Below are 14408 nucleotides of genomic sequence, written 5' to 3' on the forward strand. Positions count from 1 at the left end.
CGAAGTTCTCTATAGTATTTTTGATTTTATCCGAAAATGTAAAATTGATGTTCTCAAAAGATTAAAATGGATATCGAGAGACATTCCAAATTAAAAGAGTGACAATATTTTAATTAATAAAGTATTTATAGGGACATCAATATGTAGGTGACGAGGAATCTCCGTCATCACATCATTCCCCTCTGATGCATTGATTCTTTTAATGTATCATACCCCAAACTTCACCCAAACCATCATTATGTGAGGTTCCTCGTTTCTTTTCACTTTTCACAATTCTTCCCTGTATGAGTGAGTATGCCTCTTGCTGCTAGAATTCCTGTAGCTGATGAATTAATTAAGTCACGTGATAAACCTGCACCGTCGCCTGCAACGAACAAACTTTCAATGTTGGTCTGCATGGTTTTGTCCACATCAATTTTCAGGGAATAGAACTTAACTTCAGGAGCGTACAGAAGAGTACAATCCGAATATACACCAGGAATTATCTCATTTAGAACTTCAAGACCTTCCATGATATCCATTACTATCCTGTGAGGCATTGCCATGGATATATCTCCGGGAGTGACATCGGCAAGAGTGTTCACAACAGCATTTCTATAGATACTTTCAGTTGTTGACCTGCGACCTTTCCTGAGATCACCAATCCTTTGAAGGACAGGCTTTCCACCGCCAATTGTTGTTGCAAGCTTAGCCACTGACCTTGCATATTTTATGGTGTTTTCCATCGGTCTTGTCAGTTCCACATGCACCAGAAAAGCGAAATTGGTATTCTCGGATTCTTTACTATGCATTGAATGACCGTTAGTAGCAACGAACCCTTCATACTCTTCCTTCACAACAAATCCATGTTCATTGGTACAAAAGGTCCTGACAAAATCATCGTGACCTCTGGTATAGATATGAAATTTAGGGTCATGATTTATCTTTGTTACAGGGTCCATGATTATTGAAGGAACTTCAACACGGACACCAATATCAACACCACTATAAGAGAATTTAATTGAATGATGTTCCACAAGATCGTTGACCCATTCGTAGCCAACCCTCCCTGGTGCAAGCAATGTGTATTTTGAGCGTATCTGGCTGTTTTCCAGAACTATCCCTTTGCACTTGCTGTTTTCAACAATTATGTCTTTTACTTTGGATTCCAGCAGGAAGGAGATTCCTTTGGATTCCAGATATTTTTTCATGCGTCCTATAAGCTCAACTGAATTGTCAGAACCAATGTGGCGCTGCTTGATGTCTATGAACCTCGCCCCAACAGAAGCTGCCCTGCGTTTTAGCATTTCAGCATCCTCCCCTGTTGCGGAATATGTTTTGGTGGGTGCCCCGTATTTAAGGTATATCTCATCCACATAATCCACAAGTTCCCACGCAGAACCTGCGTCCCCGGTCTGCTCTGCAAGGTTACCACCTACATCAGGTCTGAGATTAAGAGTTCCATCCGAGTAAGCACCTGCTCCTCCAACACCGCATAAAATAGAGCACGGAGAACAATGTCCGCATGGGGAACTTGACGATACACTGCAATGCCTTTCATTGATATCTTTACCGGCATCTACAACAAGAACTTCTAACCCTTTTCCGGCGAGTTCATAGGCTGCGAACAAACCTGCCGGTCCGGCACCTACGATGATAACATTATAATCATAGCTTGCGTCAGAAATAGTATCACTCCGTGGTCCCTGTAAAAGAACCACAGAATATTATTACAGTTACGAAGATAAAAATATTATGACAATATTTTATCGAGTTGACCCATGGAACTTGCAATCTTAATTTCCTGGGCGATTCTCTTACCTGTTGAAAGGTCCGGTTCGATCAGATCGGAATATGGAGAACCTGAAAGGTATATGTTCGTACCTGCAACAATACGTGCAGATATTTCAAATACCTTGATCTCAAGTTTGTCCGTGACCACGGTCTCAAGACAGAACGGACCGATCATACCGCCAAACAGTTCAAGTGATTGCTCAACAACCCTTTCTCCCAGATTGAATATCTTTGGAAGAAGTGATTCTCTGGCAACAAGTGGAACATTTCCTGTAACCACGTATGAAGGGATAATGTCAGCTTCCTGGAGTTCTTTTGGTGATCCAAGCCTGAAGATCTCATCTGCATTTGACTCGACCCTGCGGTCCATGCTGAGCATCTCAAGGATACCATTGCTCAGTTTGTAACCATCTTCCCTGAGTGGTGAATAGAAGAAGTGAAGGTAATATCTTGTTCCCACAATGAATTCCTGAATTGTGAATTTTTCATTTGGATCTACGTGTTCCTGGAATTCCTCATAGTTCTTGGCAATAAAGAAACCACGACCACCCTTTGCACCATGGTATTTCACCATTACAGGGCCATCTATATCCTGAGGCTTAACAAGCCTTGGCATTTCAATACCAGCACCTTCAAGCCATTCGCGTTCCATTTCCCTGTCAGATTCCCACTCAAGAACCGCACGGTTTCCAAAAGTTGGGACTCCGAGTTCGGCAAAAGCCTTCCCACCCATGTACTCTACAAATGAACCGTGTGGGATTATAATAGCATTTTTCGCGCGAAGCTCATCAACGATATTCGGAATCTCCTTGTAGCTGTCAACTACAATGAACTCATCCGGTTTTGCAAGAGGAAAAGCATCATAGAATCTTGGTGGCTCTTTTACACAGATGCCTATGGTCCTGAAACCTTCCTGCCTTGCACCATAGAATATTTGAAGACTGGAGTGAGAACAAACGGTGGCAATGCTCAGATTGTCCAGATCATAATTCTCAACGATTTCCATTATTTCTTCTTTAGTTATCATAGTGTAATAGCCCCTAGAATTTACTTCTTATTGTTCTTGCTATTCTTTAACTTTTCGAGTTACATTTGAAATAGTTATAAGTTCGAATGAAATTGAACTTAAAGGAAATGATTTAAGCCAACGTTAATATACTGAAACTTATGGGAGAGAACGAAGAAGGTACAGGTTCGGAAAAAGTGCTTATTCTACCTCTTAGCGAGGATTCTAAAAAGATCACACAATTGCTTTCAAATGAAAAAGCAATGAAAATGCTGGAGATACTTGCAGATAAACCAATGTCAGCCAGCGATGTTGCCGAAAAGCTTGACCTTCCACTTACAACTGTAAAATATAATCTGGACGGACTCATTGAAGCTGACCTTATCAAAGTCAAGGAAACAAAATGGAGCCGCAAAGGCAGGGAAGTCAAGATATACGAACCGGTCCAGAAACTGATAGTTGTCGCTCCTGGAAGCATGAAAAAGGACAGATCTTCAATACTCAATATGCTCAAAAAGTATCTTGGACTTGTTGCCGGAGCTGTGTTTGCTGCAACAGGACTTGAAGCAATAACAAGAACCTTTGGTACGAAATCCATGTATTCGCAGGAAGCAGGAACTGCACCCCTGTTTGCTGAAGATGAGGCAACCGATGCCATGAGCAAAGAAGCAAACATGGAAAACATAACTGCAGATGTAATGGAAGAAACTACTGAAGCAGCGGAAGAAATGCCTGAAATAGAGACTGAAGAAATGGGTGTAACTGAAGTTACAACTGGCGAGGAAGTCGTGGAGGAAGCGGTTATGGAAGAGGCACCCATGGAAGAAGCTGCTGTGGATGATGCTTCCATAGATTATGAAATGCCAGACGATTCGGCAGTTTCAGATGGTCTTCCCGGCGTTGATGATGTCAGCCCTGAAATGCTTGCTTCATCCACTTCAAACGGAACTGAAGCAGCAGATATGGCAAGAGAAGGAATGAATACAGGTTTCGGTAACCAGACCCAACCTACTGAAATTACACAAACCTTTACCGATAACATGTCTGCTATGTCTGAGCCTGTTGGTGGCATATTTCAGGATAGCATCCTGTCCCATGTGAGCGTATGGTTCTTTTTCGGCTGTATTTTTGTAATTACACTTCTATTTGTAAGAGAAATGTATAATAGAAAAAAGAACATATGAAGCCAGAGTGAATTGTATGAGAGTTGCTCTGAAAATTGCATATGTAGGCACTGGCTATCATGGTTCTCAGGTACAGCCGGATGTAGCTACAATAGAAGGCGAGCTGTTCAATGCACTCACACAGCTTGAGATAATCGAAGACCCAAAAACCGCACGTTTTTCAAGTTCCGGAAGGACAGATGCAGGAGTTCATGCAAGAGAACAGATTGTTGCTTTTGATACCGACAAGCCCAACCTTGCAATCCCAAGGGTCATTAATTCCAAATTACCAAATTCAATATGGGCATGGGCCCATGCTGAAGTTCCTGACGATTTTGACCCCAGACGATGGGCAATCAGCCGTAAATACAGGTACATTATGAGTGGGGAGCAGTATGATATTGCAAAGATCAGGACTGCTTCAAAAATGCTTGTTGGAGAACATGATTTTGCCAATTTCTGCACAAAGGAAGGAGACAAAAGTACCGTCCGCAATGTGGAAAAAATAGATGTGCGCGTCAGTGGAACCTTAACCAAAATAGACATCCAGGCAAACAGTTTCCTCTGGAACATGGTAAGGAAAATAGTCACAGCACTTACAATGGTTGGAAGCGGAGTACGTGACGAAGAATGGCTTCTGCAAATGCTTGATCCGGAATCATACGAAGAAGGACTGGAGTCATCGGCTGCATACGGACTTACACTTATGGAAGTGGAATATCCCGAACCTATTAACTGGTGCGAGGATGCTTACGCTATCAGAAGAGCCACCGATAATGTACACGACTATCTGGTGCGACACAGGGTCATGGCTGAAGTAATGGATCACCTGGTTCCAAACGAATAATCTTAATCTTTATCATTTTTTAAGAAAATGCGTTGTACTGCAAGCATCCGGGATATAGTAATAGACTATGAACTGATCCGAAGAGATGTGAAGAATCCAAGGCTGGAGTTTCACGGAGGAGAACTATATCTCATTGTTCCAAAATCGTTCATGGAACATGAGACACTAATCCGTAAGCACCAGAGATGGATATATAACCATTATTCTAAAGTACAGAAAATCCAGGAATTATCACATGAAATTAAACTTGTAAGCGGCAGATCAGTGGATGAACTGAAAAGTCTTGTCAATGAATGTGTGACAATTATTGGAAAGGAACTAGGCGTTAAACCTGAAAATGTAAGGTTTCGGAAAATGAAAACAAAATGGGGAAGCTGCAGTTCTAAAGGTAACCTCAATTTCAACACTTTTTTGCAATACCTGCCCGATGAAATGGTAGAATATGTTGTGCATCATGAATTAGTTCACCTCATCGAACTAAACCATAGTCCTAAGTTCTGGAACCATGTCAAAAAACGATATCCGGATTATAAAGAATCAGAGACAAAGCTTGCAGCCTACTGGTCCCTGATACAGCAAAAATATCATCAATATTAGTCCTTGCGAAGAACAGTAAATGTCCTTGTAAGACTCTTGTGTACTTTTTGTGTGAACACATCTATAACTGTAAAGCCAGCTTTTTCTGCAAACTCAACAACTTTCATTTCGGAAACCACAACTGCAAGTTTTCCGGTTTTAAGAACTCGATACATCTCTACAAATGAATCCGTATACAGGTGATGAAGAGATTCCGCCCTGATAGCTGCAGACCTGCCATAAGGAGGGTCAGTTACGATTGCATCCACACATGAATCTTTTAGGGAAACACGACACGCATCCCCTACAAGTAATGAATAATCAGTATCGTATTCATCTAAGTTCATCTTTGCACCGTGGGAGATCTTGCGACGAACTTCAATACCGATAACGTGAGCACCTATAAGACCTCCCTCAACCAGAATACCTGCCGTACCGCTGAATGGATCAAAAAGTACCTCATCTGAACGGACTTGAGATATGTTCACCAGTGCTCTTGCAACCCTTGGCATGAGCACACCGGGGTAGAAAAATGGTTTCTTATGTGGCGCACGGTGCTCATAATCACCCCTGTCAACAGTTGCCACAACTGAACCCAGCACTGCCTTGTTAGTCATTATTAAGCGGAAAGTTACATCAGGCTCTTTCATATTTGCCCTGAAGCCTTTGCGATATATGCTGCCACCAAGTCTCCCTTCTATGAACTCCCTTTTGACATCCCCATGGTGTTTTGCCCTCTTTGCACGGACAACATAGGTCTGACCTTCTGACAGGTGTGCTGAAAGATCGGAAGTATCACACATTTCTATTATCCGGTCAGTTTCAACATCACATATCCCTACTACTTTCAGTATGTAATGGGACATTGCCAATCTGCCTGAAATGAAACGAAGTTTTGTATCTACTTCCTCGCCTTCAATATCAACTATCAGGCACTGGTCATAGAATGCATGTTCCCTGTATGTCAGCCCTTCCATTGAAAGGCATGCATAGACTTCTTTTACTGGCAGGACAGCGTGCTCACCGGATAACTCAAAAGCATACAGCATAATAACTGCAATAGAGAATAGAAGTAGTATTTAAAGCGTTTCAGTGAAGATTTTAAAACAAAAAGCGAATTGAATATTTGGTAAAAAAGAAAATATCAGAACATCAGTTCTAATGCTTCTTTTCCCGTCATTCCTACTTTAATTCCAAGGTTAATGGCTTTCTGGGTTGCTCCAACAACAGGTGCTACAAGCACATCTTCAAAGCTGTTAACACCTTTGACCTTTACAGCCACGTCCCCAAGAGCAGATGCGGTTTCCATGTCAAGATAACCGCACATCACAAAACCCCTATCTGCACGAATTACGAGTAATGATGCATTCTGCATAGCAAAACTCAAACCCATGCATGTTCCGTTTTCAAGTTCGATATTTTCTATCAGCATAATATCACCTCGATCTTTTTCAGTATTTGTCAGGATTGTTAATACCATCTAATTTCAATTTATCAAGTATATCATCCATGTTGCCAGAAAACAGCCTGTCAAGAAAAGTCTCTAAACGTGTCTTCTTCGAAGATTCAGAAGAAGTTTTTGTGGTATTGGCAGTTACATTTGTCGCCTTATTTTCTTCAATTACGGTTTTTTCCTCGGCAATAGAATATTCAATGACCACTTCACCTGTGAAACCAAATTTGCCATCAATTACAGTTCCTTTTGATGTTTCTTTTACAGACTTGTCATCAATACCATCGACAGATGTAAGCTCCATCTCTTCGGGCAATTTTATCGTAACATCGGTTTCCGGTTCACCCTGGAACCACAGCACAGAACCAGATTCATCTAGTGGAACCTTGAAATCGTATGATACCTCATATTCGTTGACAATATCACTCTCTTCGTCGGTGAGACCAAGGAGTTCTGAGGACATGTCTGTTTCAACATCCACTAAAATGACATTTTTAGAGGATTTATCAATTTTCACGTCCATATTATCTTCAATAGACTGTTTGAATGATTTACTCAGTGCCACATCAGCTTTCAGCAATTCCCAGGCACTTACAAAACCGTCATCGTTGCCGAATTCCATGTCAACGTATTTTTTGAAAATAATAGACCTGTCACCAGAGTACTCCTCCGTGTAACCCCAGGTCATACTGTCTTTCTGTAAAGTTATACTGTTATCCCAGTCATAAGCCGCACTTGCCGGAATAACCAGGAATGAAAAAAGAATAAAGGTTAAAGATAAGAAACTCCCGATTCTCACTCAAATCTCTTCCTGGCACGTTATTTAGTTGTAACCTGGCATCCGTCTTCTGTTACTATAACCGTATGCTCTTTCTGTGAAACCATTCCACCTGCAACTTCTTTAAGAACCGGGTATGAATGAATGATTCCTGCTTTTTCAAGCTGCATGAGAGCAAAGTCAAGTTGCGGGGTCTTCAGCCATCTCTTTGCAAACGGAAGAGTCCTGTGTGGAGCAAGTTCCTTAAGAAGAGCCCTTGCGGCTGGTAAACGTACAGGTTTTTTGTTTACTACCTGGAATATCTCAGTTAGTGTTCCGTCAACAACTTTTCCTGCACCGTCTGTTGCAAAAGGTTCTATTGCAATAATATCTCCGGTATGGAGTACAACTCCACTGCTAACTCTCCTGTTAGGTACACTTGGAGGAGCGTGTGGAATGTATTGTGCAAGCCCGTGTCCTGTGAGATTACCTACAGGTTTCAGGTCATGTGCAAGAATTGCATCTTCAATGGCTGCAGCGATATCCGCAGTAGTCACACCATTTTTCACAGTATCAATTGCAGCATCAAGCGCATCACTGGAAGCATTTACAAGTTCAGTGTATTTTCCGGAAAGGTCAATTGTAATTGCAGAATCCGCAATGTAACCATCAACATGAACACCGAGGTCAAGTTTGATAACGTCTTCACCAAAGACGGTTTCCTCACCTGCGCGTGGTGTCGCATGTGCCGCTTCATCGTTGCGGGAAATATTACATGGGAATGCCGAGCCATCCGCACCGAGTTCTACTGCACGGTTCTCCACAAACTCAGCAATCTCCAGCAGGCTGACACCTACTTTGATCCTGTCCTTTGCCTCACTTCTTACCTGTGAGAGTATCTTTCCTGCTTTGAGATATTTGTCAATGATCTCTTCGATCTCCTTTTCTTTGTCAGCCATGTAAATTCTCCTTTTAGCACATTAGTTGGCACTAATATACAAATTTCTTTTCCATTTCAGTCAGGTTCTCATGCCCATCTGCAGTTACAAGGATAAGGTCTTCAAGACGAATGCCGCCTACATCCGGATAATAGAGTCCTGGCTCAATGGTGATGATATTTCCTTCCTCCAGTTCCACATCACTGTTGCCAACAAAGGGAAGTTCATGGATCTCAAGACCGACTCCATGCCCAGTTGAATGAATAAAACCAACTGTTGAGCCTTCCCTTACTGTGTCATAACCTCTTTCCTTGAAAACATCACATACCTTGTTGTGTATGTCGCTGCATTTAACACTTGGTTTGACCATTTCAATTCCAGCTTTCTGAGCTTCAAGCACTGCATCGTACATGTCCTTGAGCTTATCAGACGGATTCCCGTTGAGAACAGTGCGGGTCATGTCAGCATAGTATCTTTCCCTTTTACTGCGAGGGAAAATATCTATGACCACTGGCTCGTCTGCCTTAATCGGGCCTTCACCTTCCCAGTGAGGATTAGCTGAACCTTTGCCGCCTGCAACGATGGTGCTGTCCGCCTCGCAACCATGTTCCAGAAGAGTGATATCGATTTCCTTGCGGATCATTTCTGATGTCAGGGCAAACCCGCAGTAATTGAGTATGCCTTCCACATTTTCAGATTTTCTTATCATTTCCGCAGCTGCTTTCATTGCAGTGTTGCATGCATCCTGTACCTTTCGAACTATTTCTATCTCTGATTCGTCTTTCTTTGCCCGAAGCTGCAAAAACGGACTTTTAAGAGCCTGTATACTAAAGCCCTCTTCCTTAAGGGTCTGGGCAATATGGTATGGGAAATCTCTGGGTACGGCAATGTGCCTTGCTCCTTCTTTTTGCAATATTTCAGCAATACAGTCACAATAAGCAAGACCGGGATCCTGTCTTGTCTTTACCTTTGACCTGTAATCACATCCCTGCAATGTACGAATGTCAGAAATCCTGGATTCCAGCTCAGCTCTGCCTTTTTCCATGTCAGATATCAGAAGGATTTCTTTTCCGTTCTTTATCTGAATGTATGTAAATTCGTCTGATGCGGAAAAACGGGTTGCATAATAGATATCGGCATTGTTCGAGTTTCCTACCATCAGATATGCATCAGACTTGTGGCTTTCCAGTGTAGTGGAAATATCAATAGGAACGGTTGTTGAGGTCATAATATTATATCTAGTAGCTACTAGTACAAAATTGTTATCAAATGTCTGATTGGAAGCTGATAGCATTATATCCTGACAGAAATTGTTATTTTTTGACCATTGCTCCGAGTGCATAATTTGCTATTTTGCCATACATGATTCAGAGTTCTATGAACATAGAATACTGATATATCTACATTCTGGTTATATACAGCTCCATGAATAGCAAGTATTATGCACAACGCAAACCAGTACGTTTCACAGTCCACAAATGTCTCTGATTTCCTCAGGGATAGCAAATATATAATACTGTTTTACGTACTCGGGGATTTCCTGACAACAGCTCATGCGCTTAACTATGGATTCGAAGAGAATAACTTCCTGGCGGCAGTTATGCAGAACTATGGTGTGGGCTCTCTCCTTATACTTAAAGTCCTGTTCATTGGAATCGTGTACTGGAATTACAGTATGCTCAAAGAGGCAGATTCAAAGTGGACAGATCTTTTGTGGGGATTGTCAAGGAAAGTTATTGCATTCGTAGGTCTGTTTCTGGTGGTGAACAACCTGATGGTCATATTCATGGAATGCAGCCTTGTGCAGATACTCCATACTGTGGCATTATGATGGTAAAAACGGGAAAACGTCCCAAAAACGACGCAAAACGGAAAAACGTTCCAAAAACGATTAAAAACGGGGAGCCACCAATTTTATTACTTTTCTGAAACCGGATTTATTATTATGTTTTTATGTTGGCATAATCCTGCCAGCAGACCAATAGATAGCACGATTAAAAGGCAACATCTATATGGCATTTAGATAGTGAAAAGAACGTCTATTGAGTTCATTCGTACCGTATACTTTTACTGACGTTTATCCAGGTCTTTAAAATTTAGCTGATAACAATGGTGAAAGATTGTTGTTACCTGAAAATTGATGAAACTAGTGGATTATAGCCGAGAAAACACCCACTGATAACATCAGAAGAAAATAAAGGGATGCCAGTAGAATTAACCTTGTTGCAGTGGATTTGCTGGCCTTGGAAAACATAACAGTCAATAAAAAGACAGATATGATATAAATAGATTCCTGATTAGATCAAACTTCCTATTTTTAAAGAATATGTAAATTACATACGATAAAAAGAAAGCAGGACAGGACAGAGGCGCCAGTGAACACTTATAATTACAGGAAGTCGTTTTTGAAGTAGCATTTGGAGAACACTAGAATAATCGAAGGCGTCCATCCGACCTGTCTGACCCCTAGATAGAGTCTATTATATATCAATGTTACGAATATAAAAAATAGTAATATTTTGTATGCGTTTTGCATAATTTGTCATAATTATTACTAAACAATCCCGGATACTATACCAACATAAAAGTAAAAAACCTACATTTACGAATTTGTATTGAATTTTAAAACGATGTGGTTTGAAAAGCATAAAAGTAATTGGCAAATTAAGCTAAACACGGTAAACGGTCTTTAGACTTGCCATACGGTATTCATGCGGACTCGGAAGTGAATCTGGATAGACCTGGCATTTGGATTTAGGTTTAGTGTTGCTACTCAATAATACGTGAACAACATTGTTACACAAAAAGAGCATTTTTGAGATAATACAAATCATATGCTTGTAACGCCTGCAAAAATCACAATTCCAAAAAGAAGAGCGATATACAGGATTGCAAGCACCAGTGCTTTAGCAGCAATTATATTGCCGGAATTATTCATATGTACCACATTCTAGCATTAAATGTACAGCTATTTATATGTAGTTAAAATATGAAATTTATTAAAACTGTATAATAAATGACATTTGATAAAGTCGCAGATAAGTAATAAATCAAAACAAATGAGAAAAGTTACCCGGAAATTCCGGGATTTGTTATTTAACGCCCGAACCGGGATTCGAACCCGGGTCGGAGCCTCGACAGGGCTCCATGATAGGCCTCTACACTATTCGGACATTCAAGTTGATTTCGCTTGTGAGCACCCCTAAAAGGAGGCTCTTGTATATAAAGCTTTTTGTGATTTATTCATGATTTTGAAAGTCCCGCCTCCCAGACTCGAACCGGGGACATCGCGGTGCCTGCGCGTAATGTGACCATGCACATGAATCAAACTACAGCCGCGCACTCTACCAACTGAGTTAAAGCGGGTCTTACAAATCATGCTTCAGCACGACAGTGCCGTGCGATGCAACACTCCAATACGCACAATCATACTTAGCTCTTTCGCCGTAAAATACGTTTGCACATACAGAGTATATAAAGAGAAGCATCTAAATCTGGCAGAGTAAAAATCTGGAAATTTGAATAAAATCGTAATAATCTGAAAAACAAAAAAGAAGTGCCTATCAGTAACTGACAGGCACACTTCAGGATTAGAAAGTATCCAGTTCGCCGTTGACGACCATCTTTGTGATCTTTGTAATATCGGCGAGCCAGTCATCCATAATGACCTCTACTTCTGACTTAATAGAGTTGAAATTCGCACCATCGCCAGGGATAATCTGTGCACTGGCTACAAACGGCTGGTCTATTGGCTGGCCAATCTGGGAAAGAAGCTTAATGTAAACGTCCTCTACATCAGGAACAGCCTTCACAATATCCTTTGCCATCTGGGTTGACAGCAGGTTGTATATCTTACCGATATGGTTAATCGGGTTCTTACCACTGGTTGCTTCCATACTCATTGGCCTGTTAGGAGTGATAAGTCCGTTACAACGGTTTCCACGGCCTACTGAACCATCATCACCCATTTCTGCAGAAGTACCGGTAACTGTAAGGAACACAGAGTTTGCCTCAATGTTATCTGCTGCATTGATGTATGTTGTTACTTTGCGGTCTGTACGCTTAAGAGCAAGATCTGTAACATAATCAACCATCTCTTCCTTGATATTCAGGTAGTGGTCCATATCATCAACGTAGCTTCCAACCATTCCACAACAGATGGTAAGCTGAATATCATCATTGTCTCTCAGACCCATTACCTTGATATCCGTACCAATTCCAGGAATCTTCTTCTTGAGATCGGTGATCAGCATCCTCTCTGAATCATAAACTATCTGTTCAAGTTCTGAGAAGGGAGCATGACCTACACCAAAGGAAGTATCGTTTGCCACAGGAACCCTGTCTCTCTGGAAAACATCTCTCAGGTCTGATGAACCTGTACCAAGCTTGCAGTCAAGAATTATGTCGCCTTCAAGGTCAAGGTCAACAATAGTGTTCCTGAGATAGTTCTTAGCTGCCTTCAATGCAACAGCCTCTGCAGGAATCTCAACACCATTGAATTCCTTGGTTGCCCTTCCTACAAGCAGAGTATAAATTGGCTGAATTACCTCTCCACCTCCAAACTGAGGGTTTGACCTTCCTGCCACAATCTGAGTCTCATCGGTATTGTGGTGAAGAACTGCACCGCATTTTTCGATATATTCCTTGCATAGTGCACGGCTCATTGCCTCTGCCAGACCGTCTGAGATACTGTCAGGGTGACCTACTCCCTTCCTCTCTACAAGCTCGATCTGCTGTTTTTCCACCGGCGTTTCGATCAGGTGTTCAACTTTGATGTTTCGCATCATATTAATCCTCTAGAAATTAATTAAAAGACAAATAAAAGAAGATAAATCAAATTGATTATGTATTCTTCGCTATATCAAGAACGTAATAAGTATATAATATTTACCATCTGCAAATATGACTAGAAGTAATAATTTGCAGTTTTTTAAATTAATTATGAATAATCTAAGCTCAGCGTGAACTCTATATGCTATAAAAGTCTTTCAAAGAACGTTCAATTGATACTGATTATAATTTCACAGAAGGATCCTCATGATACGTATTGCAATACCCAATAAAGGGCGCTTACATGACCCTACCGTTAACCTCCTCAAAGAGGCAGGTCTTCCTGTACTTGAAGGAGGGACAAGAAAACTTTTTGCCAAAACAACAGACCCTGAAATTACATACCTTTTTGCAAGAGCAGCAGATATTCCGGAGTATGTACAGGACGGCGCTGCAGATGTAGGTATCACCGGCCTTGACCTCATCAATGAAACCGAATCTGATGTAGAGGTTTTGCTTGACCTTAAATTCGGTGGTGCAAGTCTGGTACTTGCAGTGCCTGAAGATTCCAAAATCAGCTCCTCAGCAGAACTTCAGGGAATGCGTGTTGCAACAGAATTCCCAAATATCACTGCAAAATATTTTAAAAACCTTGGTGTTGATATCGAAGTAATAAAAGTCAGCGGTGCATGCGAGATGACACCACACGTAGGAATTGCCGATGCAATCGTCGATATTTCAAGTTCAGGGACAACTCTTGTGACCAATCATCTCAAAATGATAGAGAAAGTATTCACTTCATCAGTTTACCTCATCGCAAACAAAAAGACAAAAGCTGATAATGAGAAGATCGAACAGATTCAGACAGCTGTTGAAAGTGTACTCAGGGCAAAGGGCAAACGTTACCTTATGATGAACGTTCCTGAAACCGAGCTTGAAACTGTAAAGAAGGTACTTCCTGGAATGGCAGGACCAACTGTAATGAAAGTTGAGTCTGATGATTCCATACTTGCAGTACATGCTGTTGTCGATGCATCCAGTATTTTTGCAACCGTTGGCGAGCTTAAAAAAGCAGGCGCAAAAGATATTCTTGTAGTGCCAATTGAAAGAATGATGCCATAACTG

At 41.3% G+C, this 14408-nt stretch carries 13 protein-coding genes and 2 tRNA genes; 5 read left to right on the forward strand and 10 right to left on the reverse strand.

Annotated features, from left to right (window positions below):
• Positions 1–260: 260 nt before the first annotated feature.
• Positions 261–1700, reverse strand: a complete 1440-nt coding sequence (locus FKV42_RS03665) for an NAD(P)/FAD-dependent oxidoreductase (protein WP_154808898.1) — start codon at positions 1698–1700, stop codon at positions 261–263.
• Between the two features lie 32 nt (positions 1701–1732).
• Positions 1733–2800, reverse strand: a complete 1068-nt coding sequence (locus FKV42_RS03670; RefSeq protein WP_154808899.1) for a formate--phosphoribosylaminoimidazolecarboxamide ligase — start codon at positions 2798–2800, stop codon at positions 1733–1735.
• 140 nt (positions 2801–2940) lie between these two features.
• On the opposite strand from FKV42_RS03670, the gene FKV42_RS03675 reads away from it, so the two are divergent.
• The 3 genes from FKV42_RS03675 to FKV42_RS03685 are packed head-to-tail and all read left to right on the forward strand — an operon-like array spanning position 2941 to position 5386.
• On the forward strand, positions 2941–3963 hold the full coding sequence (locus FKV42_RS03675; RefSeq protein ID WP_154808900.1) for an ArsR/SmtB family transcription factor: 1023 nt from the start codon (positions 2941–2943) through the stop codon (positions 3961–3963).
• A 16-nt stretch (positions 3964–3979) separates the two neighbouring features.
• Positions 3980–4789: a tRNA pseudouridine(38-40) synthase TruA gene (gene truA / locus FKV42_RS03680; RefSeq protein WP_154808901.1), complete on the forward strand. Its 810-nt coding sequence runs from the start codon at positions 3980–3982 to the stop codon at positions 4787–4789.
• Between the two features lie 27 nt (positions 4790–4816).
• On the forward strand, positions 4817–5386 hold the full coding sequence (locus FKV42_RS03685; RefSeq protein ID WP_154808902.1) for a M48 family metallopeptidase: 570 nt from the start codon (positions 4817–4819) through the stop codon (positions 5384–5386).
• On the opposite strand, the gene FKV42_RS03690 is transcribed toward FKV42_RS03685, so the two are convergent.
• The 5 genes from FKV42_RS03690 to FKV42_RS03710 all read right to left on the reverse strand — a co-directional run bounded on the left by FKV42_RS03690 (position 5383) and on the right by FKV42_RS03710 (position 9741).
• On the reverse strand, positions 5383–6414 hold the full coding sequence (locus tag FKV42_RS03690; protein WP_154808903.1) for a TRM11 family SAM-dependent methyltransferase: 1032 nt from the start codon (positions 6412–6414) through the stop codon (positions 5383–5385). The two genes, FKV42_RS03685 and FKV42_RS03690, sit on opposite strands and share 4 nt — an antisense overlap.
• 95 nt (positions 6415–6509) lie before the next feature.
• Positions 6510–6797 (reverse strand): YunC family protein, encoded by a 288-nt coding sequence (locus tag FKV42_RS03695; protein WP_154808904.1) that lies wholly within the window; start codon positions 6795–6797, stop codon positions 6510–6512.
• A 19-nt stretch (positions 6798–6816) separates the two neighbouring features.
• A complete protein-coding gene (locus FKV42_RS03700) occupies positions 6817–7617 on the reverse strand; it encodes a hypothetical protein (protein WP_154808905.1) in 801 nt (266 codons plus the stop codon).
• Positions 7618–7637: 20 nt separating this feature from the next.
• The gene (map, locus tag FKV42_RS03705) at positions 7638–8534 is read right to left on the reverse strand and encodes a type II methionyl aminopeptidase (RefSeq protein ID WP_154808906.1); all 897 of its coding nucleotides are present in this window, start codon (positions 8532–8534) and stop codon (positions 7638–7640) included.
• A 31-nt stretch (positions 8535–8565) separates the two neighbouring features.
• The gene (locus FKV42_RS03710) at positions 8566–9741 is read right to left on the reverse strand and encodes a M24 family metallopeptidase (protein WP_154808907.1); all 1176 of its coding nucleotides are present in this window, start codon (positions 9739–9741) and stop codon (positions 8566–8568) included.
• A gap of 213 nt (positions 9742–9954) precedes the next feature.
• Between FKV42_RS03710 and FKV42_RS03715 the strand changes: the two genes are divergently transcribed.
• The gene (locus FKV42_RS03715) at positions 9955–10344 is read left to right on the forward strand and encodes a hypothetical protein (protein WP_154808908.1); all 390 of its coding nucleotides are present in this window, start codon (positions 9955–9957) and stop codon (positions 10342–10344) included.
• Positions 10345–11613: 1269 nt separating this feature from the next.
• Here the strand turns inward: FKV42_RS03715 and FKV42_RS03720 are convergent.
• The 3 genes from FKV42_RS03720 to FKV42_RS03730 form a co-directional block, all read right to left on the reverse strand.
• A tRNA-Asp gene (locus FKV42_RS03720) sits at positions 11614–11686 on the reverse strand.
• A gap of 85 nt (positions 11687–11771) precedes the next feature.
• Positions 11772–11879: transfer RNA gene (locus FKV42_RS03725), tRNA-Tyr, on the reverse strand.
• 224 nt (positions 11880–12103) lie between these two features.
• The gene (locus FKV42_RS03730) at positions 12104–13300 is read right to left on the reverse strand and encodes a methionine adenosyltransferase (protein ID WP_154808909.1); all 1197 of its coding nucleotides are present in this window, start codon (positions 13298–13300) and stop codon (positions 12104–12106) included.
• A 250-nt stretch (positions 13301–13550) separates the two neighbouring features.
• On the opposite strand from FKV42_RS03730, the gene hisG reads away from it, so the two are divergent.
• Positions 13551–14405, forward strand: coding sequence for an ATP phosphoribosyltransferase (hisG, locus tag FKV42_RS03735; RefSeq protein ID WP_154808910.1), 855 nt, complete (start codon positions 13551–13553; stop codon positions 14403–14405).
• Positions 14406–14408: the final 3 nt, after the last annotated feature.

Source organism: Methanolobus vulcani, assembly GCF_006546655.1.
Lineage (GTDB): Archaea > Halobacteriota > Methanosarcinia > Methanosarcinales > Methanosarcinaceae > Methanolobus > Methanolobus vulcani_A.

Coding starts and splice junctions, on each gene's coding strand:
- FKV42_RS03670 (WP_154808899.1), bottom strand. CDS start 2,800: ATGATAACTAAAGAAGAAATAATGGAAATCGTTGAGAATTATGATCTG.
- FKV42_RS03675 (WP_154808900.1), top strand. CDS start 2,941: ATGGGAGAGAACGAAGAAGGTACAGGTTCGGAAAAAGTGCTTATTCTA.
- truA (WP_154808901.1), top strand. CDS start 3,980: ATGAGAGTTGCTCTGAAAATTGCATATGTAGGCACTGGCTATCATGGT.
- FKV42_RS03685 (WP_154808902.1), top strand. CDS start 4,817: ATGCGTTGTACTGCAAGCATCCGGGATATAGTAATAGACTATGAACTG.
- FKV42_RS03690 (WP_154808903.1), bottom strand. CDS start 6,414: ATGCTGTATGCTTTTGAGTTATCCGGTGAGCACGCTGTCCTGCCAGTA.
- FKV42_RS03695 (WP_154808904.1), bottom strand. CDS start 6,797: ATGCTGATAGAAAATATCGAACTTGAAAACGGAACATGCATGGGTTTG.
- map (WP_154808906.1), bottom strand. CDS start 8,534: ATGGCTGACAAAGAAAAGGAGATCGAAGAGATCATTGACAAATATCTC.
- FKV42_RS03710 (WP_154808907.1), bottom strand. CDS start 9,741: ATGACCTCAACAACCGTTCCTATTGATATTTCCACTACACTGGAAAGC.
- FKV42_RS03715 (WP_154808908.1), top strand. CDS start 9,955: ATGCACAACGCAAACCAGTACGTTTCACAGTCCACAAATGTCTCTGAT.
- FKV42_RS03730 (WP_154808909.1), bottom strand. CDS start 13,300: ATGATGCGAAACATCAAAGTTGAACACCTGATCGAAACGCCGGTGGAA.
- hisG (WP_154808910.1), top strand. CDS start 13,551: ATGATACGTATTGCAATACCCAATAAAGGGCGCTTACATGACCCTACC.